Origin of the sequence: Arthrobacter sp. 754 (genome assembly GCF_040548695.1) — a bacterium.
In the GTDB taxonomy this organism is placed as follows: Bacteria; Actinomycetota; Actinomycetes; order Actinomycetales; family Micrococcaceae; genus Arthrobacter.
The window spans coordinates 158,364-177,713 of record NZ_JBEPSC010000007.1 but is presented as its reverse complement, the minus strand read 5'-3'; the positions used below and the strand labels follow the sequence as shown (position 1 = coordinate 177,713).

General features: G+C 64.7%; 19 protein-coding genes. 8 read left to right on the top strand and 11 right to left on the bottom strand.

Annotated elements, in window-relative coordinates; genetic code table 11:
* The first annotated feature begins 49 nt into the window (after positions 1-49).
* The 7 genes from ABIA70_RS19400 (at position 50) to arfA (ending at position 6,949) form a co-directional block, all read left to right on the top strand.
* Positions 50-241 carry a hypothetical protein gene (locus ABIA70_RS19400; RefSeq protein ID WP_354149209.1) on the top strand — a complete coding sequence of 64 codons (192 nt, stop codon included), beginning with the start codon at positions 50-52 and terminating at the stop codon, positions 239-241.
* A 130-nt stretch (positions 242-371) separates the two neighbouring features.
* Positions 372-866, top strand: coding sequence for a RidA family protein (locus ABIA70_RS19395; RefSeq protein WP_354149208.1), 495 nt, complete (start codon positions 372-374; stop codon positions 864-866).
* A 128-nt stretch (positions 867-994) separates the two neighbouring features.
* Positions 995-1,996, top strand: coding sequence for a LacI family DNA-binding transcriptional regulator (locus ABIA70_RS19390; protein ID WP_354149207.1), 1,002 nt, complete (start codon positions 995-997; stop codon positions 1,994-1,996).
* 183 nt (positions 1,997-2,179) lie between these two features.
* Positions 2,180-3,514 (top strand): extracellular solute-binding protein, encoded by a 1,335-nt coding sequence (locus ABIA70_RS19385; protein WP_354149206.1) that lies wholly within the window; start codon positions 2,180-2,182, stop codon positions 3,512-3,514.
* 27 nt (positions 3,515-3,541) lie between these two features.
* The gene (locus ABIA70_RS19380; protein ID WP_354149205.1) at positions 3,542-4,444 is read left to right on the top strand and encodes a carbohydrate ABC transporter permease; all 903 of its coding nucleotides are present in this window, start codon (positions 3,542-3,544) and stop codon (positions 4,442-4,444) included.
* A 2-nt stretch (positions 4,445-4,446) separates the two neighbouring features.
* Positions 4,447-5,343 (top strand): carbohydrate ABC transporter permease, encoded by an 897-nt coding sequence (locus ABIA70_RS19375; protein ID WP_354149204.1) that lies wholly within the window; start codon positions 4,447-4,449, stop codon positions 5,341-5,343.
* A gap of 67 nt (positions 5,344-5,410) precedes the next feature.
* Positions 5,411-6,949: an arabinosylfuranosidase ArfA gene (arfA, locus tag ABIA70_RS19370; RefSeq protein ID WP_354149203.1), complete on the top strand. Its 1,539-nt coding sequence runs from the start codon at positions 5,411-5,413 to the stop codon at positions 6,947-6,949.
* A gap of 71 nt (positions 6,950-7,020) precedes the next feature.
* On the opposite strand, the gene ABIA70_RS19365 is transcribed toward arfA, so the two are convergent.
* From ABIA70_RS19365 to ABIA70_RS19320, 10 genes are all read right to left on the bottom strand, one after another.
* A complete protein-coding gene (locus tag ABIA70_RS19365) occupies positions 7,021-7,749 on the bottom strand; it encodes an amino acid ABC transporter ATP-binding protein (RefSeq protein ID WP_354149202.1) in 729 nt (242 codons plus the stop codon).
* An 8-nt stretch (positions 7,750-7,757) separates the two neighbouring features.
* Entirely contained in the window at positions 7,758-8,447 is a 690-nt protein-coding gene (locus ABIA70_RS19360; RefSeq protein ID WP_354149201.1) for an amino acid ABC transporter permease, read from the bottom strand.
* Entirely contained in the window at positions 8,440-9,111 is a 672-nt protein-coding gene (locus ABIA70_RS19355) for an amino acid ABC transporter permease (RefSeq protein WP_354149200.1), read from the bottom strand. Before ABIA70_RS19355 ends, ABIA70_RS19360 begins: the two co-directional genes overlap by 8 nt.
* An 85-nt stretch (positions 9,112-9,196) precedes the next feature.
* The gene (locus ABIA70_RS19350) at positions 9,197-10,036 is read right to left on the bottom strand and encodes a transporter substrate-binding domain-containing protein (protein ID WP_354149199.1); all 840 of its coding nucleotides are present in this window, start codon (positions 10,034-10,036) and stop codon (positions 9,197-9,199) included.
* 152 nt (positions 10,037-10,188) lie between these two features.
* A complete protein-coding gene (locus tag ABIA70_RS19345) occupies positions 10,189-10,938 on the bottom strand; it encodes an SDR family NAD(P)-dependent oxidoreductase (RefSeq protein ID WP_354149280.1) in 750 nt (249 codons plus the stop codon).
* Positions 10,939-10,952: 14 nt separating this feature from the next.
* A complete protein-coding gene (locus ABIA70_RS19340) occupies positions 10,953-11,795 on the bottom strand; it encodes a fumarylacetoacetate hydrolase family protein (RefSeq protein WP_354149198.1) in 843 nt (280 codons plus the stop codon).
* The gene (locus tag ABIA70_RS19335; protein WP_354149197.1) at positions 11,792-13,027 is read right to left on the bottom strand and encodes a fumarylacetoacetate hydrolase family protein; all 1,236 of its coding nucleotides are present in this window, start codon (positions 13,025-13,027) and stop codon (positions 11,792-11,794) included. The genes ABIA70_RS19340 and ABIA70_RS19335 overlap by 4 nt, the downstream gene beginning before the upstream one ends.
* Positions 13,024-14,511, bottom strand: a complete 1,488-nt coding sequence (locus tag ABIA70_RS19330) for an aldehyde dehydrogenase (NADP(+)) (RefSeq protein ID WP_502917237.1) — start codon at positions 14,509-14,511, stop codon at positions 13,024-13,026. Before ABIA70_RS19330 ends, ABIA70_RS19335 begins: the two co-directional genes overlap by 4 nt.
* A complete protein-coding gene (locus ABIA70_RS19325) occupies positions 14,508-15,854 on the bottom strand; it encodes an L-fuconate dehydratase (RefSeq protein WP_354149196.1) in 1,347 nt (448 codons plus the stop codon). The genes ABIA70_RS19330 and ABIA70_RS19325 overlap by 4 nt, the downstream gene beginning before the upstream one ends.
* Before the next feature lie 137 nt (positions 15,855-15,991).
* The gene (locus ABIA70_RS19320; RefSeq protein WP_354149195.1) at positions 15,992-16,720 is read right to left on the bottom strand and encodes a GntR family transcriptional regulator; all 729 of its coding nucleotides are present in this window, start codon (positions 16,718-16,720) and stop codon (positions 15,992-15,994) included.
* Positions 16,721-16,939: 219 nt separating this feature from the next.
* Between ABIA70_RS19320 and ABIA70_RS19315 the strand changes: the two genes are divergently transcribed.
* Positions 16,940-18,277, top strand: coding sequence for an MFS transporter (locus ABIA70_RS19315; RefSeq protein ID WP_354149194.1), 1,338 nt, complete (start codon positions 16,940-16,942; stop codon positions 18,275-18,277).
* Between the two features lie 80 nt (positions 18,278-18,357).
* On the opposite strand, the gene ABIA70_RS19310 is transcribed toward ABIA70_RS19315, so the two are convergent.
* Complete coding sequence (locus ABIA70_RS19310; protein WP_354149193.1) at positions 18,358-19,101, bottom strand: zinc metalloprotease; 744 nt, start codon at positions 19,099-19,101, stop codon at positions 18,358-18,360.
* Positions 19,102-19,350 lie beyond the last annotated feature (249 nt).

Below are 19,350 nucleotides of genomic sequence, written 5' to 3'. Positions count from 1 at the left end.
TCACATACTTGAATTATAAGCGGCTCGGCGGGAGCTAAAGAGGACTGAGATGGACCTGGCATTCGGCATTGCATTTTTGGGCGTCATCGCCGCCGTCGTGACAGGCATGGTGGTGACCTCGTCCCGCCAGCGCCGCAAGCGGGCCTCGCAGCCGGCCCGCCACGTGGGGGAACGGCAGTCCCAGCGCGGCCGGGTCTACAAGAACGGGACGAACCACTCCCACACCCCGGACTCCTGGTAAGCACCGCGCGCTTGCCATGAGTTAGCCGAGTCCGGGGACGACGGCGGGAAACCTCCCGTCGTCGTCCGCTTCCGCTTGCGGCCTCACTGGAGTAGCCTCGCCGCGTGAGCAGCCTGGAAAGGACCTATACGTGACACCCGAGCAGAAGCTTGCCGCGGCCGGGTTGACCTTGCCGCCACCGCACCCGCTGGTGGGAACCTTTAACCTCGTCGCTCAGCACGGGGAAATCCTCCATGTTTCCGGGCACGGGGCGTTCGCGGACGGAGCGCCGATCCATTGCGGCAAGCTGGGTGCGGACCTGACGACGGCGGAAGGAAAGGAAGCGGCGCGGGCCGTCATGCTTTCCCTGCTCAGTACTGTGCGCGGCCACCTCGGCGGACTGGACCGGGTGGCCCGCGTCCTGAAGGCCCTCATCTTTGTGAACAGCACACCCGAGTTCACCGAGCACCATCTTGTTGCCAACGGTGCCACCGAAGTGCTGGCCATAGCGTTCGGCGCGGAGCAGCTGCCGGCCCGATCAGCTATCGGGGTCAGTTCCCTTCCGCTGGGCTTCGCGGTGGAAGTAGAGGCAATCGTCGAAATCGCCGCAGCCGCCCCTCGAGCGGGCTCGGGCCGCCGAGCTTGAGCACAAGCGTGAAGGCTTAGGGTTCGGCCGCCGCCCGCCCAATCTGGAGGTAACATCATCAGCAGGCCACCCGCGGCGGCAATCACTCGCTGCCGGCCGTGGCCCCGGAACGTTTTGGAAGGGGAGCATTGCGCGCAACGGTCAAGGATGTTGCCCGCCGTGCCGGTGTTTCACCCAAAACTGTCTCGAACGTGATGAACGGGATCGTTCCGGTGAGCGGGGCCACCCGGTCCAAGGTGGAGCAGGCCATCCTTGAACTGGATTACGTGCCCAACCTTTCCGCCCGCGGGCTCCGGAACGGGAGGTCCGGGGTGATTGCGCTGGCACTGCCTGACCTTGGCACGCCGTACTCGGCAGAAATTGCCCACCATATTGTTGAAGTGGCGCACGAGCAGGGCTGGATCGTCCAGCTCGAGGAAACCGGCTCAGATCCCCACCGCGAGCACGAACTCATGGTGCGCGCCCGCTCCAATCTCATCGACGGGCTGATCCTGAACCCCGTGGTGCTGGACGAGAGCGCCGTCCAGGTGGGCGTTGCCCTGCCGCCCGTGGTCCTGCTCGGCGAGGTCACGCAAAAGCTCGCCGACCGCGTGCACGTTGACAGCGTCGGGGCCGCGCGGGACATGACACTGGCCCTGGCCAAATCCGGGCGCCGCCGGATCGCCGTCCTGGGAACCGCCCAGGGCAGGGGGTCGGCCGCGGCGATCCAGAGAACGCAAGGCTATGAAGAAGCACTGGGGATCCTCGGCATCGACCGGGACGACTCGCTGCTGATTCCCTGCGAAAAATGGACGCCGCAGACCGCTGCGGATGCACTCACCGACTACCTGGACTCGCATCCCGTTCCGGAGGCGTTGTTCTGCTTCACGGACTCCATGGCCATCGGCGCCCTGAGCGTGCTCTGGAAGAGGGGCCTGCGGATACCGGACGACCTTGCGGTGGCCGGCTTCGATGACATCGCCGACGGCCGCTACGCCGTGCCCTCTTTGACCACCGTCTCCTTTGACAAGCGGAAGATTGCCAGCGAAGCCCTGCGCCTGCTGACGGAGCGGATGGCTGACAGGGGACGGGAGCAGCGTGTGGTCTCCATTGACTACACGGTTGTGGAGCGGGACAGCAGCCGCGGCTGAAACGAGAGCAGCCCACCAAATTGTTTGCGCTAACAATTTTTCCTTGCGGGAGTCATTACATCGATGTAACGTGAGACCTGCGTCACCTCGCCCGAGGCTATTGCCGGGAGCGGAGCGCGCCGGAACCGAGTTTTTGATCCACAGAAGCAACCCTTTCAGCGGACCCATCCAAAGGAGTGATTGGTGAAGCAGTTTGAATTTTTGCCCGGGAAGCAGTTGTCCCGGCGGCAGTTATTAACGGGAACGGCCGCCCTGGGCAGCGTCCTGGCAGCAGGAGCACTGACTGGCTGCGGCGGAAATGCCCAGGCCGCCGGGGTGCGGGACATCGGGTTCTGGCATTTGCTGTCCGGTGGCGACGGCATCAAGATGCAGGCGATGATCAACGGTGCCAACCAGGCCAATCCGGACTTCAAGGTGCACCCCACCGTGCTGGCCTGGGGGCCGCCGTACTACACCAAACTGGCCATGGCCTCGGCAGGCGGACGGCCGCCGGAGCTCGCGATCATGCACGCCAGCCGGGTGCCGGGGTACGCTCCCGGCGGCCTGATCGACCCCTGGGACCTCTCGCTCCTGGCAGAGCACGGCGTGACTGACGCAAACTTCGCACCGCGGATCTGGGAGAAGAGCCAGCAGAACGGCAAGGTGTTCTCCATCGCCCTGGATTCACATCCGTTCGTCATGTTCTACAACACGGACATCGCCCGCAAGGCCGGCGTCCTTGCCGGCAACGGGCAACTGCAGGAGGTGGCTTCCCCGCAGGAATTCGTGGCCATGGCCAAGGAAATGCAGAAGGTCACCCAGGCCCACGGATTGTCCTTTGGCTACCTTGGCAGTGGTTCCCAGATGTGGCGGCTTTTCTACACGCTCTACAAGCAGCACGGTGCGGACATCACCCTGACGCCGGGCCAGCCGATGAAGGTTGACCGGGACGCAGCCATTGAGTCACTGGAATTCATGGCATCGCTTTTCGATGACACCATCGCGGCCAAGAGCGGCGACATCAGCACCGGCATCGCCGAATTCGCCCGCGGCGGCTCGGGCATGCTGTTCAGCGGCGTCTGGGAACTGCCCACGATGAAGAAAGCGGGCATCCCGGTGGACGCGGCCACCATTCCCACGCTCTACGGCACCCCGGCTGCATACGCAGACTCGCATTCCTTCGTCCTTCCACGGCAGCTGAACGTGGACGAAACGAAGCGCCGGGACGTCTACAAGTTCGTCAGCGACGTCCTCAAGGGATCACTGTCCTGGGCAGAAGCGGGCCACATTCCCGCCTACCAGCCCGTGGTTCAATCCCAGGCCTACAAGGACCTCAGGCCGCAGGCGCACTACGCCAATGCAGCCGACGTCATCGCCTACGATCCCGAATCCTGGTTCAGCGGCTCGGGCTCCGACTGGCAGACCTACTTCGCGGAGAACGTACAGAACGTCTTCCTTGGCCGCGACAAGGCAGCCGCAGGCTGGGCCGCCTTCGAAGAGCGCACCAACCACCTTCTTTCCCGGCCCAACCCCGTCTAACCGCACCGAGCGACAAAGGAGTCCTTCATGAGTTCTTCACTAACAGCCCGGCGGAGCCCCGGGAGCCTCACCAGGAGCAACCTCAGCGGTTGGGGGTTCGCCGCGCCCTTCCTGGTTTTCTTCCTCGTTTTCCTTGTATGGCCCCTTCTTTACGGCGTCTACATGAGCCTCACCGGCAAGTCCCTCACCGGAGCCAATGACAGCCTGATCGGCTTCGCCAACTACGCCGAAGCCCTGGCCGACGCCGGCATGTGGCGCTCACTCGGCAACACCCTGTACTTCACGGTGATCAGCACAGTCCCGCTTGTACTGGTGGCCCTGGTGATGGCGGCACTGCTCAACGTCGGGTTGCCGGCCCAATGGCTGTGGCGGCTCTCCTACTTTGCTCCGTACCTGCTGGCGTCCACCGTGGTCTCGCTGTTCTTCACCTGGATGTACAACCCGCAGCTTGGCCTCATCAACGATTCCCTGTCCAAGATCGGAATCCCCAAGGTCGCCTGGCTGAACGACCCGAACGTGGCCATGTGGGCAATCGTCATCGCCACGCTCTGGTGGACGGTGGGGTTCAACTTCCTGCTGTACCTGGCCGCGATGCAGAACATCCCGCAGCAGCACTATGAGGCAGCATCCCTCGACGGCGCCGGAGCCTGGCGCCAATTGTTCTCCATCACCCTGCCGCAACTGACACCCACCACCGTGATGATCGTGCTCCTCCAGATCCTGGCTTCGCTCAAGATCTTCGATCAGGTGTACCAGATGACCGCCGGCGGCCCCGGCGGAGCAACCCGCCCCGTGGTGCAGTACATCTTTGAAACCGGGTTCACCGGCTACCGGCTGGGGTATTCTGCAGCCATCTCCTACATCTTCTTCGGACTGATTGTGCTCGTCTCGGTCATGCAGTTCGTCATCACCCGCCGCAGGAGTGCATAACCATGGCAATTCAGACCCTCGACCGCGCCGAGTCAAGCACCAGCACCAGCCAGGAACTGCGCCAACCCCGGAAGAAGATGACGGCAGGCAAGATCGCCGCCGTCGTAGTCGCCGCGCTGATCGCAGTCCTCTGGCTGATCCCCTTCGCCTGGGCAACCGCCACCGCTTTCAAGACCGAGACGGATGCCGCGGCTCCCAAGGTCAGCTGGGTGCCGCCGTCGGGCTTTACCCCCGAAGCGTTTGTGAAGGTTTTCCAGGACGGCAACATCCCCCTCTGGACGTGGAACTCGCTCTACACCTCGGCGGCCATCACGGCCATCACGTTGGTGATCTCCGCACTGGTGGCGTACGCCCTGTCCCGGATCGACTTCAGGGGCAAGAAGGTGCTGATGACGGTGATCATCGCCTCCATCATCATCCCTCCGCCGGTCCTGATCATCCCGCTCTTCTACCAGATGCTCGCCCTGCACATGATCGACACCTCGTGGGCCATCATCCTGCCGCAGGTCATCCACCCGGCCATGGTGTTCGTGCTCAAGAAGTTCTTCGACCAGATTCCCCGCGAACTGGAAGAAGCCGCGGTGATGGACGGGGCCAGCCGCATGCGGATCTTCACCCAGATCATCCTGCCGCTGTCCCGGCCCATCCTCGCCGCCGTCGCCATCTTCGTGTTCATCGGCGCCTGGAACAACTTCCTGTGGCCCTTCATTGCCACCAACGACGGCGCGCTCCTCACCCTTCCGGTGGGCCTGCAGACCATCAAGAGCGCCTACGGCATCCAGTACGCGCAGAACATGGCGTCCGCCCTGCTCGCGGCGCTGCCGCTCATCCTCGTTTTCCTCTTCTTCCAGCGCCAGATCATCAAGGGCGTTGCGACGACAGGCCTCGCCGGAACCTGAGCCGGCACCTTCCGCCCACCAGCCAACGCTGCGAACAGACCTGAAAAACAACCAAGGAGTGCTGAACATGTCCCGCGCACGCATCACCCTCGACCGCGACTTCACCATCGGCGAAGTACCCCGCCGCCTCTTTGGCTCCTTCGTGGAGCACATGGGCCGCTGCGTCTACACCGGCATCTACGAGCCGGGCCACCCCGAGGCGGATGAGAACGGCTTCCGCCGCGACGTCCTCAAACTCGTCAAGGAGCTCGGAGCCACCGTCATCCGCTATCCCGGCGGCAACTTCGTCTCGGGCTACAACTGGGAGGACGGCATCGGCCCGCGTGAGGACCGTCCCCGCAGGCTGGACGGCGCCTGGCACACCGTGGAGACCAACGCTTTCGGTCTGCACGAATTCGTTGACTGGTCCCGCCTGGCCGGCACGGAAATCATGGAAGCCATCAACCTGGGCACCAGGGGAGTGGACGCGGCCCGCGAGATCGTCGAATACGCCAACCACCCCGGCGGCAGCTACTGGTCCGACCTCCGCGCCAAGAACGGCCACAAGGATCCGTTCAACATCAAGCTCTGGTGCCTGGGCAACGAGATGGACGGACCGTGGCAGATCGGCCACAAGACCGCCGAGGAATACGGCCGCCTGGCGCTGGAAGCCGCCAAGGCCATGCGCTTCGTGGACCCGGACATCGAACTGGTGGCCTGCGGAAGTTCCAACTCGGGCATGCCGACCTTCGGCGCCTGGGAGCAGACTGTCCTGACCCACGCTTACGACGAGGTGGACTACGTCTCCCTCCACGCCTACTACCAGGAACACGACGGCGACGCCGGCAGCTTCCTGGCCAGCGCAGTGGATACGGACTACTTCATCGAGTCAGTCATCGCGACTGCCGACGCCGTCCGGGCGAAGGGAAAGCACAAGAAGCACATCAACCTTTCCTTCGACGAGTGGAACGTGTGGTACCAGCGCGGCCGGGACACGGAGGACCAGCTGCGCAACGTCGCCAAGGCCGGTTGGCGCGAGCACCCCAAGCTCATCGAGGACAAGTACAACGTGACGGACGCCGTGGTGGTGGGAACCCTGCTGAACTCGCTGCTCCGCCACGGCGACCGGGTCAAGATCGCCAACCAGGCGCAGCTGGTCAATGTCATCGCGCCGATCCTCAGCGAGGAAAACGGCCCTGCATGGCGCCAGACCATCTTCCACCCGTTCGCCCGCATGGCTGAGCTGGCCAAGGGCCAGATCCTGCGCCTGTCCGTTGACTCGGACAAGTATGAGAACGCCCGCTTCGGTGGCACCGACCTCGTGGATGTCAGTGCCACGTGGAATGAGGAAACGGGGAGCGTGGCCCTCTTCCTGGCAAACCGCGGCCTCGAGGAAGCGGCGGACATCGAAGTCTCACTGCGCGGGTTTGATGCCCGCCAGGTGCTCCGCGCGGAGGTCCTGGAGATTCCCGACGGCGGGGACCGTTTCACCGTCAACACCCAAAGCAGTCCGGGCCAGGTGGGGCTCAAGCCCCTGGAAGGGGCGAAGGCGACCGGCTCCGAGCTGCGGGCAACGCTCCCGGCACTGTCCTGGGCAGTGATTGAGCTGGACGTCGCAAAGAACTGACCGGAGCGGCGTCAAAACGGGAGCGGACGACGGCGGGACCTCCCGCCGTCGTCCGCTCTCCTCATGCCCCGCTAGAGAACTTTGCTGAGAAACCCCTGGGTTCTGGCATTCCGCGGCGAGGAAAAGATGTCCTCGGGCGAGCCTTCCTCGACGATCAGCCCCTGGTCCATAAAGAGCACCCGGTCGGCCACTTCGCGGGCGAAGCCCATTTCGTGGGTGACCACCACCATGGTCATGCCTTCGTTGGCCAGGTCCTTCATGACCGTCAGCACCTCACCCACGATTTCGGGGTCCAGGGCCGAGGTGGGCTCGTCAAAGAGCATGATTTTGGGCCCCATGGCAAGCGCCCGCGCTATGGCGACGCGCTGCATCTGGCCGCCGGACAGGCTCCCCGGGAAGGCGTCCATCTTTTCCGCAAGACCGACCTTTGCCAGCAGCATCTCGGCTTTGGCACGGGCTTCGTCCTTGTTGACCTTGGCCACCTTCAACGGGGCCAGCATGACGTTGTCGATGACCTTCAGGTGCGGAAACAGGTTGAAATGCTGGAAGACCATGCCCGCTTCCTGCCGTACCAGGTTGATGTTCGTTTTGGAGTCATCCAACCTGTGCTTGTTGATCACGATGCTGCCGGATGTGATCGACTCCAGGCCGTTCATGCACCTCAGGAACGTGCTCTTGCCCGAACCCGACGGGCCGATGACGCACACGACCTCGCGCTCACGGATGTGGCAGTCAACGCCCCTGAGTACGTGGTTGGGCCCGAACTTCTTATTCAAATTCTCAACAAAAATCACAGTCATATTCCGATCTAGAGTGCCGCGGGCTCGGGAAGTTTGAGGGGGTCAATCTGGATGCCGGTCCGCTTCTCGTACAGGCGTCCCAGCAGGGAGATGCTGTAGCAAATAACGAAGTACATGGCCGCGACAGTCAGGAATGTCAGGATGGGATCGCCGGTGAGGTTGGTGACGATGTTTCCCGCATGCGTCAGTTCAACCAGCCCGGTCACCGTGACCAGTGACGAGTCCTTGACGAGCCCGATCAGGAAGCCGATGCCCGGGGGAACCATGATCTTCCTGGCCTGAGGCATGATCACATACCGGAGTTTCTCCCAATAATTGAGGCCGAGGGCGGCTGCCGCTTCACTCTGCCCCCTGGGGACCGCTTCGATGCTGCCCCGGACGATCTCGGCCACGTAGGCGGCGGCGAAGCAGGTCAGCGCGATGACGGCTGAGGCGAATTTCTCCAGTTCCAGGCCGGGGAAGAGCAGGGGGATTCCGAAGAAGATGAAGAAGATGATGACCAGGATGGGTACCCCGCGCACGCAGCTGATGTAAACGGTGCTGATCCACCGGGCGATCCTGCTGGGGGAGGTTCTGGCAATGCCAAGGATCAGTCCGAAGATGATTCCAAGGATGCCGGACATTGCACAGAGCTGAATGGTCAGCCAGGCACCCTTCGCCAGCGGAAGGAGGTCCTGCCAGTCAAAGGCCCTAAACACGTGCACCCACCGCCCACCGGAACAGCGTTGTTTCGGCCCGTTTGGAGGCCAGGGACAGGAGGGCGGAGACGCCCAGGTAAAGCAGCCCGCCCGCGGCGAGCACCTCAACGGTCCGGTACGTGGTGTTGCTGACGCTCATGATCGCGTTGGTCAGTTCAGGAAGCGAGATGATGGATCCAATCGACGAAGCCAGGAACAGCAGAATCAGCTGGTTGGTCAGTGCGGGGAAAACGTTGCGGGTGGCAGGCAGCAGGACGATGTACCGCACGATCTGCGCGGGCTTCATGCCCAGCGCCTTGCCGGCCTCACGCAGCCCGTGGGGCACCGATTCGAACCCGGCCCGGTAGATTTCCGCCGTGTAGGCCGCGTTGTTCAGGGTCAGGCCGATGACCGCCGCCCAGGTGGGCTCAAGGTTGATGCCCAGCGCGGGAAGGGCAAAGTAGATCAGGTACAGCTGCACCAGCAGGGGAGTGTTGCGGATGGCCTCGATGTAGCAGGTGCAGAAGATGCTGAGTGGTTTTCCCGGCCCGGCCTTCCCCAGGTACAGGAAGACGCCCAGGGCGCTTCCCGCCACCATGGCCACGAGCGTGATGTACAGGGCCGTCCAGAGCCCCTCAAGCAATAGAGAGCTGTACGGGAGTAGGTCTCCGAAATATAAAGCCATGAGCAGGGGGTCCTATCGGTGAACGGCGGCGTGGGTGGACGACTGCATGTCCTCCACCCACACCGGAGAGTGCGTCCGAATGCTGTTAGTGGGCGAGGAAGGGGGGAAGCTTCAGCCCGAACCACTTCTGCAGGGAGGCTTCGTTCTGTCCGGAGATGTTGTAGTTCCGGATGAAGTTGTTGAGGTAGTTAAGCCACGTCTGGTCGCCCTGCTTGACGCCGATGGAGAACAGCGCCGGCTTGATCGGGTCGCCCTTGACCACCTGGTACGCGGACGGTTCATTTTTCACGAGCCCGCCGACGATGGCGTTGTTCTCAATCAGCGCGTCAACCTTGCCGCTTTTGAGGGCCTGGATGGAGTCTGCAGTTGTGTTGAAGCCGGCTATTTTGGCGTTCGGGAAGGTGGATTTGAGGATCTGCTCGCCCACGCTGCCGCGGGAGGTAGCCACGGATTTCCCGTCCAGGTCCGCGTAGCTTGAGACCGGGCTTCCCGCAGGCACCATGAAGACCGTGGAGCTGGCGGCGTAGGGCTCGGACATGTCCACCACCTGGGCGCGGGCGTCGGATGCCGTGAACGTGGCGATGACGGCGTCTGCCTTGTCAGTCTGCAGCAGCGGGATGCGGCTTTCGTTCGTGGCGGTGACGAACTCAATCTTTGCGCCCAGCGAGGCGCCGAGGGCATTGGCGACGTCAATGTCGAAACCCTCGTGCTCGCCCGATGAGGTCATGACGCCATATCCGGGGGAATCGGCACTGACGGCGATCTTGATCGTCTTCGACTTGAGTATCTGGGCGAGGTGGCTGTCTGCCACGGCTCCTGTTGTGCTGGTGCCGCCGGCGGAGGTGCCCCCTGAGGAGCAGCCGCCCAGCGTGAGCGCCAACGCGATAGCCGGAACAAGAAGCAACTTCGGTGTTGCTCTGAACATGGGTAGTCTCCTGGAAATTATGGTGCGGATCGGATGCGGGAGGGGTGGCGGAGTCCGGGGCCCGGTTGCTCGCCGTGGTGAATCATATAGGAATAGTAACTATCATATAGGGGATGTGACGCAGGTCAAGGCTTTTCTCGGCGCCTCAGCTTCTACGTGGCGGGGCGCAGCCGCACCGCCTGCATGCCGCCGTCGACCGCCAGTTCAGTGCCCGTGGTTGAGCCCGCCAACGGACTGGCCAGGTAGGCAATCGCTGCTGCGACCTCGGCGGGAGTCACCAGCCGGCCGTGCGGCTGGCGGGCCTCCAGCGCTGCGCGTTCCGCCACCGGGTCCTCCGCCTGGCTCAGGAGCCGGTTGATCCACGGAGTGTCTGCGGTGCCGGGGTTGACGCAGTTGACCCGGATGCCCTCCCGGACATGGTCCGCCGCCATACTGAGCGTCAGCGACCGGATGGCACCCTTGGTTGCTGCGTAGAGTGCCCGCGCGGGCAGCCCCGCCGTTGCCGCGACGGAGGAGGTGTTGACGATCGCGGCGGCGCCGGACTGCCGGAGATAAGGCAGCGCAGCCCGGCTCACGCGCACCGCACCAATGACGTTCACGTCCAGGACGCGCTGCCACTCGGCGTCGTCGTTGTCCGCCACGGTGCCCTGGGCACCGATTCCGGCGTTGTTGACCACGACGTCGATCCCGCCGAATTCCCGGGCGACGCGTTCGACGGCGGCGCGCACCGAGGCGTCATCGGCCACGTCGCACTGGATTGACAGGGCCATTTCGCTGGCCGGATCAGGCGTCAGATCCAGCACCGCAACCTTCGCTCCACGCCGCGTGAGATGTGACGCTGTGGCGGCCCCGATGCCGGAGGCCCCGCCCGTGATGATGACACGAATGCCATCAAACTCCATCGCTGGGTCTGCGATCATGCTGTGAACTCATGGCGCTGGCGTCCCAGGCCTTCAATCTCGATTTCAACGACGTCGCCGGGCTGAAGATACGGGAAGCGCCCGGACAGCCCGACACCTTCGGGAGTGCCCGTGCAGATGAGGTCGCCGGGCTCAAGCACCATGTACTGGCTCAGGTTCCACACGATCGTGTCCACATCGAAAATCATGTCCCCCGTGGATGAATCCTGCCGCACCTCGCCGTTGACCCAGCTGCGCAGCCGGAGATTGCCGGCGTCCACCTCGTCGGGTGTGACCAGGTACGGGCCAGTGGGGCAGAACCCCGCTGAGCTCTTGCCCTTGGACCACTGGCCGCCGGAAACGGTCAGCTGGAAATCGCGCTCGGACAGATCATCGACCACCACGAAGCCGCCGATGTGGCCGCGGGCGGCTTCGGGGGAGTCCAGGTAGGAGGCCCGTTTCCCGATGATGATCCCGAGCTCCACTTCCCAGTCGGTTTTGGTGGACCCCCGCGGGATGCTTACGGAATCGTCCGGTCCGCCCACGGTGTTGGGCGTTTTGAGGAAAATGACCGGATGTTCAGGCGGCTGGGCACCGGATTCCGCCGCGTGGGCAGCGTAGTTCAATCCGACGCAGACGACGGCGGAGGGGCGCGCCATGGGGGCGCCGTACCGGACGTCGTCCGAACTGGCCACCGGCAGGGTGCCTGCAGCCAGTGCAGCGGCGGCAGCGGCAGGGCCGCCGTTGGAGAGGAAGTCACCGTCGATTGCCGATGTGAGGCTGCGGAGCGAGTAATGGGTGTCCTCGTGGATCAGGACGGGCTGTTCGGCGCCCGGGGCGCCGGTCTGGGCGAACTTCATGAGGCATATTCCTTACTGCTTGCTTCGGGACTTTTTGCTGCGGGACTGCTTGCTTCGGGGAACCGGCGCTGATCATGCAGATAGTCGAACAATTGCCGCAGGCCAAACGTCCATTCCGGCAGCTCCTCTGCGGCCCCCACCACATTGACGAGGGCGCCGAGGTGGCGGCTGCGGATGGTCACTGTGTCTCCCGGATGGTGGGTGAAACCCTGGCCCGGCTGGTCACGGTCCTGTGTGGGGGCGAACAGCGTGCCGGTGAACAGGGCAAATCCGTCCGGGTACTGGTGGTGCTTTCCACGCGTGGACGCAACGAGTTCCTCGAACGGCCGGCTGATCCGGGAAACGGAGTTGCGGCCTTCCAGCGAGTAGCCGTCCTGGCCTTCCACGCGCAGCAGGATCTCCTCCTGGCGCAGGGTCTCCAGCGTGAAGCCGTCATCGAACAGCCGGATCAGGGGACCCAGGGCGCTGGACGCGTTGTTGTCCTTGGCCTTCCCGAGCAGCAGGGCGCTCCGGCCCTCCACATCGCGGAGGTTCACGTCATTGCCCAGCGTGGCGCCCACAACCGTGCCGTCCGAGGTGGCAATGAGCACCAGTTCCGGCTCCGGGTTGTTCCAGGAGGAAAAGGCAGGAATCCCGACCCCCGCGCCCAGTCCCACGGAGGAAAGCACCGGGGCCTTGGTGAACACCTCGGGGTCCGGGCCGATGCCGACCTCAAGGTACTGTGACCAGAGCCCTTCGGCGATCAGCACCTTCTTGGCTTCGGCTGCCTCGGCGGAGCCGGGCCGGATCGAGCCGAGGCTGCCGCCGAGGGCGCGGCCCACCAGTTCCCGCATCCCGGCCGCCCGGGTGGCGTCTCCGGCGCAGCGCTCCTCGATGACCCGTTCGATCATGCTGTCCACGAACGTCACGCCGCAGGCCTTGATGACCTGAAGGTCCACGGGAGCCAGGAAATGCGGGCGGGCCGTATCCTGCGTCATGGAGGCGTGAACGACCTCGCTGGTCTTCCACCGGGGACGCGACAGGGCGGCGCGGACGTCCGCCACGAGGCCGGGCCGTTCCAGGAGCTCGGAAACGGTGCCGGCCAGGTGCTGGAGGTCGAAGACGTCCTCCTCCCCGACGGCCACCACCCGTGGTCCGCCGGTTTCGACATCCCACACGCGGCCGATCAGGAGGGCCTGTGCGGCGTCGTCGGGGAGCACCGATGCCGCGCTGGTGTCCAGCGCCGCGCTCATGCCTGGTCCCCGCTTCCCGGGGTTTGTCCCGGCCGGGCGGGTCGGTGCCATTGGCCGTCGACGCGCTGCGGAACGTTCCAGGGATTGCTGTCCTGCAGTGGTTCGGGCAGCCGTCCTGCCGGGAACGACTGGTAGGCCACGGGCCGGAGGAAGCGCCTGATGGCGGCTGTACCCACGGACGTCGTGGCTGAGGTCGTGGCCGGGTACGGGCCGCCGTGGTGCTGGGCGTAGCTGACAGTTACGCCGGTGGGCCAGCCGTTCCAGAGGACCCGGCCGCTGAGATCCGCCAGCCGTGCGGCGAGGTCGGAGATTTCGTCGTCGGCTTCTGCCTGGAGGGTTGTGGTGAGCTGGCCTTCCAGGAGTCCCGCAAGTTCCAGGAGCTCCGATTCGTCGCCGTACTCCACCACCAGGCTGGCGGGCCCGAACATTTCCTGCCGGAGAATCGAGGGGTCGTTGCGTACCTCAGCGGAGGTCGTCCGGAGCACAGTGGGCGCCGGGGCCTCGTTGAAGTCCCCTTCCACGAGGACATGCACACCCGTGGTGCTGCACAGATTCTGCACAGACTGGCGGTAGCCCTCGTGCAGCCGCGGACTCAACAGCTGAGTCGCGGCAAAATCCGCCAGCGCACCGCTGAGAACCTGCCGGACGCCGTCGGCCTTTCCGCCGGGAACAAAGAGGAGCCCTGGCTTGGTGCAGAACTGGCCCATTCCCAGGGTGAAGGAGGCGGCGTATCCGCTGAGGATTTCGTCGCGCCGCGCCGTCCAGGCGTTCTCGGTGACGAACACGGCGTTGATGCCGCCCAGTTCGCCGAAGAAGGGAATCGGTTCGGGCCGGGCTGCGGCACGGTCGAACAGTGCCCGGCCGCCCGCCGTCGATCCGGTGAACCCGATGGCCTTGACCAGGGGGTGGTCAACCAGGGCCTCCGCGGCGGCCCGGCCGGTGACCAGCGAGAACAGCCCGGAAGGTGCTCCGGAAGTTTCCAGTGCGGCCATGACAGTCTCGGCGGTGCGAACGGCAAGATTCCGGTGTCCGTCGTGTGCCTTGTGCACCACGGCGCAGCCGGCGGCCAGTGCGGAGGCGCTGTCGCCTCCCATCACGCTGAAGGCAAACGGGAAGTTGGACGCTCCGAAGACACCGACGACGCCGATGGACACGTTGAGCCTGCGCAGGTCCGGCCGCGGTCCCATGCCCCAGTCCGGATCCGCCCGGTCGATGGTGGCGTCGAGGTGCTCACCGCTCCGGATTTCCTCGGCGAGGAGCCGAAGCTGGAAGACCGTGCGCTTAAGTTCGCCCCGGAGCCGTGGCTCGCCGAGGTGGGTTTCCTGAACCGCGGTAGCCACCAGCGACTCGGCGTCGTTCTCCAGGCCAGCTGCCATGGCCTCCAGCCATGACGCGCGGGTGCCTGGGTCCGCGGTGCGGCCCTTTTCGAATGCGGCGTGGGCGGCGTCCACAGTCAGGTTGAGGTCATCAACAGTGGTGGTCATCGGAGTGCACCCGCTCCGGTCACGGATGCGCCCGTTACGGCGGCGCGGTTGCCCACTTCCGCCCAGCCTGCCCCGCCCGGGAATTCCCAGCGGGACCGCGAGGCGCTGAGCATCTCGGCGCCGGTGCCGGGCAGTTGCGGGGCGGCATAGCGGCCGTTGATGATGCGGACGGGCTCGGCGAAGTGCTCGTGCAGGTGGTCCACGTACTCGATCATCCGGCCGTCCTGGCTGCCGGTGATGGCCGCGTAGTCGAAGAAGGAGAAGTGCTGGACGAGCTCGCAGAGGCCCACCCCGCCGGCATGCGGGCACACCGGAACGCCGAACTTGGCGGCCAGCAGAAGTATGGCGATGTTCTCGTTGACGCCGCCCACCCGGGTGGAGTCCAGCTGCAGTACGTCGATGGAGCCGGCCTGGAGCAGCTGCTTGAATACGATGCGGCTCGCCACGGCTTCGCCGGTGGCCACCCGGACGGGCGAAACGCCCTTGCGGATGTCCGCGTGGCCCAGGATGTCGTCCGTGCTGGTGGGCTCTTCAATCCAGTACGGGTTGAACTCGGCCAGCTGGTTGACCCATTCGATGGCTTCGGAAACTTCCCACCGCTGGTTGGCGTCGATGGCGATGGGGAGCTCGCCCACGGCCTGCCGGGCCAGGGCCATGCGGCGGCGGTCGTCACTAATGTTCCCGCCCACTTTCAGCTTGATCATGGAGAAGCCGTCCGCGGCCGCCTCCTTGCTCAGCCGGACGAGTTTTTCGTCGCTGTAGCCCAGCCAGCCGGGAGAAGTGGTGTAAGCCGGGTAGCCGTCCACTTTGAGGGCGGCGATCCGGGCTGCCTTTCCGTCTTCGCCGGCCCGGAGGATGTCCAGGGCCTGCTGCGGGTTCAGGGCGTCGCGGATGTGGGTGAAATCGACGACGTCAACGATCTCTTCGGCGGGCATTTCGCTGAGCAGGAGCCACAGCGGCTTGTTCTCGCGCCGGGCGCGGATGTCCCAGAGGGCGCTGACCAGGGCGCCGGCCGCCATCTGGGTGACGCCTTTCTCAGGGCCGAGCCAGCGCAGCTGCGAATCATGGATAAGCCGCTTGGAGGCGCCTCCAAGGTCGTAGATGAGTTCTTCGATGTCCCGGCCCAGGAGCAGGCGGGCGTAGGCGTCAATGGCGTGGGTGATGATTTCGTTGCCGCGTCCGCATGTGAAAACGAACCCGTGGCCCTCGTCGCCTGCATCGGTGCGGATGACGACGTAGGCGGCAGAGTAATCCGGGTCGACGTTGACGGCGTCGGAACCGTCAAGCTCCAGGGAAGTCGGGAACCGCACGTCCTGGGTGTGGATGGAAATGATGGAACTCATGGTTTTCTTCTCTCGATCAATTGAAATGAGTGGACACGATTCCTATATGAAGTTCGATAATCATATAGGGACAGTGACGCAGATCAAGTGTCGGAGAAAATAAGAGGAGCTCCGGCCAGCAGGCCGGAGCTCCAGTTTCAGTTGACGATATGCCTTCCCGGGGGCCCGCCGCTCTCCAGGGGCGGCAGGTCCGCCTCTCCTTCGAAGGCCTGGGCAAAACGCGAGTAGGAGTTCCTGATGTGCTCCGCCATGGCTTCCTCGGCGCGGTCCGGCTGGCATGCTGCGATGGCTTCCCGAACGGTGGCGTGTTCGGCGATGGTGATGGCGCCGTCGATATCCGCCGGGTAGAGGCGGAATGTATGCAGGTGGCAGTGGGTCTGGGCGAAGGCGTGCTGCACTACCGGGTTTCCTGCGGCCAGCAGGATGGTGTCGTGGAAGCGGGTGTCATGCGCCACGAGGTCCTGGCGCAGGTCGCCCCCGCCCCTCATGGCGCCCTTGAATGCGGTCAATTCCTTTTCCAGCGCCCGGGCAGGGTTGGAGAGCCGATCCACGGCTGCCGCCCTGGCCGCCCATGGTTCAACCAGTAGGCGGAACTCGAACAGGGAGCGCAGCTCGTCCAAACCGAGCAGCGGTGTGGTGCTGTAGCCTCGGCCAGGGCTGTAAACCACCAGGTTGTCGCCCTCAAGCCGCTGAAGAACTTCCCGCACCGGCGTCTGCGAGACGCCCAGGCTTCGGGAAACCGCATCAATGTTGATCCGTGCGCCCGGTTCGATTTCGCCCTTGAGGATGGAGGCGCGCATGGAGGCGTAGACGTCGCTGACGGCCGCCTTGCCTTTTGATGCATCGGATGATTGACGTGGGGGCACGCGGCTACCTCTTTGTGCTGGTTGGACGGAGTCACTAGTGGGAATCATAAGCCACCGGCGGCTAAGGTCGGTTGGGGACGTATGTGATCCAAAACTTGCTCTGGATCACATCTACTATATGATCGTTGCGATTCCTACATGATTTTGACGCCGGGGTTCTCGGCGTTGTCCCCGCCCGTGCTTCACGGAAAAAGCAACGTTTACGTCAAAGGAGACGCTATGACTGTCCTGGACAGCCGGCCCGCCCCCCCAACTTCCCCCAAGGCTCCCCGCACCATGACCCGCAAGCGCTGGATGATTATCTGGCTCGCCTTCATCGGATTGAGCATCAACTACCTGGACCGCTCCAGCCTCAGCGTGGCCCTGCCGTTCATGGGCAAGGACTTCGAGCTCTCGGCAACTCAGCAGGGCCTGATCTTCGCCGCGTTCTTCTGGGCCTACGACTTCTGCCAGCTGGCAGCCGGATGGTACGTCGACAAGGTAGGCCCGCGGCGGTCGTTCTCGCTGGCGGCCCTGTGGTGGTCCGTTTTCACCATGGCCACAGCTGCGGCCACCAATTTCTGGTCCCTCTTCGCCGCCCGTTTCCTGCTCGGCGTCGGTGAAAGCCCCGCCCCGAGTACTGCGGCCAAGGTGGTTGCCACCTGGTTCCCGGTCCGTGAACGCGCGTTTGCCACGAGCATCTGGGATTCCGGATCCCGGGTGGGTGCTGTGATCGCCCTGCCCATCGTGACCCTGATCGTTGCATTCACCTCATGGCATGCTGTGTTCATCATCATCGGAATTGCCGGCGTCATCTGGGCCGCCGTCTGGTGGAAGGTCTACCGCAGCCCGGAAGAGCACCCCACCGCCGACGCCGCCGAGGTGGCTTACATCCAGGAAGGCGGCGCCCGGAGCGCGGCGAGTGATGACGCGGAAGCCGCGAAGCTTCCGTGGCGTTCGCTCTTCAAGTACCGGACCGTACTCAGCATGATGTTCGGCTTCTTCTGCCTCAACAGCGCCATCTACTTCTTCATCACCTTCTTCCCGAGCTACCTGGTGAAGGAACGGGGCTTCGACCTGCTCAAGCTCGGGATGTTCGGCGCGATTCCCGGCATCTGCGCCGTCGCCTTCGGCTGGCTCGCCGGCTACGTTGCCGACCGTGCCGTGCAGCGCGGCATCTCCGTGACCCGCGTCCGCAAGACCGCCATCGCCGGCGGCCTGACGGGCGGTTCGGTGATCATGTTCGCTGCACTGGTGCCCGAGGCCTGGATGGCCCTGGCCCTCTTGTCCGTGGCGTACTCCAGCCTGACCGTGGCTGCCACCGGCATCTGGTCGCTTCCGGCGGACGTGGCCCCAAGCTCGAGGCACGTCGGTTCCATCGGTGGACTCCAGAACTTCGCGTCCAACCTCGCCGGCATCTTCACCCCCATCCTGATCGGCGTCCTGGTGGACCAGACCGGATCCTTCGTGGCACCGCTCGCCGTCATCGGAGCCGTGTCCCTCATCGGTGCGGCGAACTACCTGTTCGTTATGGGCAAGATCGAACCGCTCAAGGTTGCGGTGCCCGTGCGCGTGTGACCTGCACTGAACCCATCGGTCCGAGAGCCCCGGCCAGCGCAGGCTGGCCGGGGCTCGCGGCGTAACTCCTGCACCCAGCGTCACAGCCGTGGGACGCACTTGCCCGTTCCCAGCAGAGCCAGTCCGGCGCGGTCGCCGGTCCCGAAGTCGAGTTGCCCGCTGTTCTCCTCGTACATCAGCTGCGTCGGGTCGCCCACATGGTTCAGCCCCACGACATGTCCCAGCTCGTGCATGATGATGGCCCGGACCAGTGCGGGCCCATCGGGAAAGGCCAGAGTTTCGGTCAGGCCCGGTCCGTCAAGCTGCACCTGGCCCGTGACGTAAACGTAGGGTTCGCCCTGGATCTGGATGGATGCGCTGCCGCCGGTGCCCGCAACCCTGCCCGCCAGGTCGGGTGCTTCCTCGGGAGTTGACCACGCAATCAGGATCGGCGCCCATTTCTTGCCGTAGCGCGCAGGCTGATACGCATCGCGGTCTACCGTGGGCGCTTCGGAGGTGGCGCCGTCGTACACGAACTGCAGCCCTGAGGCAGCGGAAACCGCGGCCACTGCCTCCCGGATGAGCTGGTCTGTGCCGGGCGGCGCTTGGTCCGGGCGGACCACGTAATGGACCGGACGGCACGGATCGTAGGCAACGAACGGCTGGGCGGGATCCGGCGATCCCTGCAGGACGTAGGCACCTGAGCCCTTGACGGCCGGCGGGCGGCCAAGAGGAGACGACGCAGATTCAAAACCCGGGGGAGGGACCTCTGAACCGGGCAGGTGGGGCAGCGCGGCCGACAACACGAACCGGTTGAACAGGGTGGGCGTGAAATACAGTCCCACCAGCAGCGCGAGGCCCAGCAGTGTGGCTGACCGCCCCTTCCACTTGCGCCCACGGGGCCGGCGTGGACTGCGAAAGCCTCGCCGCTCTCGGCCCGCGAGTGGCACCGGAGCGCTCCGCCACGGTCCGGGGTCTTCAACCCTGCCGAGCGCCTCATCAATCGCCCACTGCGGGATGCGCCCGCTTGGAGAACGGCGGACGCCCGGAATATCCTGCCCGCCGGCAGGCGTGCCCGACGAGTCCTTCCTGTC

Bases quoted from the DNA above. Each gene is read 5' to 3' on its own strand.
- ABIA70_RS19355 (WP_354149200.1), bottom strand. From the start codon at position 9,111: ATGGCTTTATATTTCGGAGACCTACTCCCGTACAGCTCTCTATTGCTT.
- ABIA70_RS19345 (WP_354149280.1), bottom strand. From the start codon at position 10,938: ATGGAGTTTGATGGCATTCGTGTCATCATCACGGGCGGGGCCTCCGGC.
- ABIA70_RS19365 (WP_354149202.1), bottom strand. From the start codon at position 7,749: ATGACTGTGATTTTTGTTGAGAATTTGAATAAGAAGTTCGGGCCCAAC.
- ABIA70_RS19350 (WP_354149199.1), bottom strand. From the start codon at position 10,036: ATGTTCAGAGCAACACCGAAGTTGCTTCTTGTTCCGGCTATCGCGTTG.
- ABIA70_RS19335 (WP_354149197.1), bottom strand. From the start codon at position 13,027: ATGAGCGCGGCGCTGGACACCAGCGCGGCATCGGTGCTCCCCGACGAC.
- ABIA70_RS19340 (WP_354149198.1), bottom strand. From the start codon at position 11,795: ATGAAGTTCGCCCAGACCGGCGCCCCGGGCGCCGAACAGCCCGTCCTG.
- ABIA70_RS19380 (WP_354149205.1), top strand. From the start codon at position 3,542: ATGAGTTCTTCACTAACAGCCCGGCGGAGCCCCGGGAGCCTCACCAGG.
- ABIA70_RS19375 (WP_354149204.1), top strand. From the start codon at position 4,447: ATGGCAATTCAGACCCTCGACCGCGCCGAGTCAAGCACCAGCACCAGC.
- ABIA70_RS19325 (WP_354149196.1), bottom strand. From the start codon at position 15,854: ATGAGTTCCATCATTTCCATCCACACCCAGGACGTGCGGTTCCCGACT.
- ABIA70_RS19330 (WP_502917237.1), bottom strand. From the start codon at position 14,511: ATGACCACCACTGTTGATGACCTCAACCTGACTGTGGACGCCGCCCAC.
- ABIA70_RS19315 (WP_354149194.1), top strand. From the start codon at position 16,940: ATGACTGTCCTGGACAGCCGGCCCGCCCCCCCAACTTCCCCCAAGGCT.
- arfA (WP_354149203.1), top strand. From the start codon at position 5,411: ATGTCCCGCGCACGCATCACCCTCGACCGCGACTTCACCATCGGCGAA.
- ABIA70_RS19400 (WP_354149209.1), top strand. From the start codon at position 50: ATGGACCTGGCATTCGGCATTGCATTTTTGGGCGTCATCGCCGCCGTC.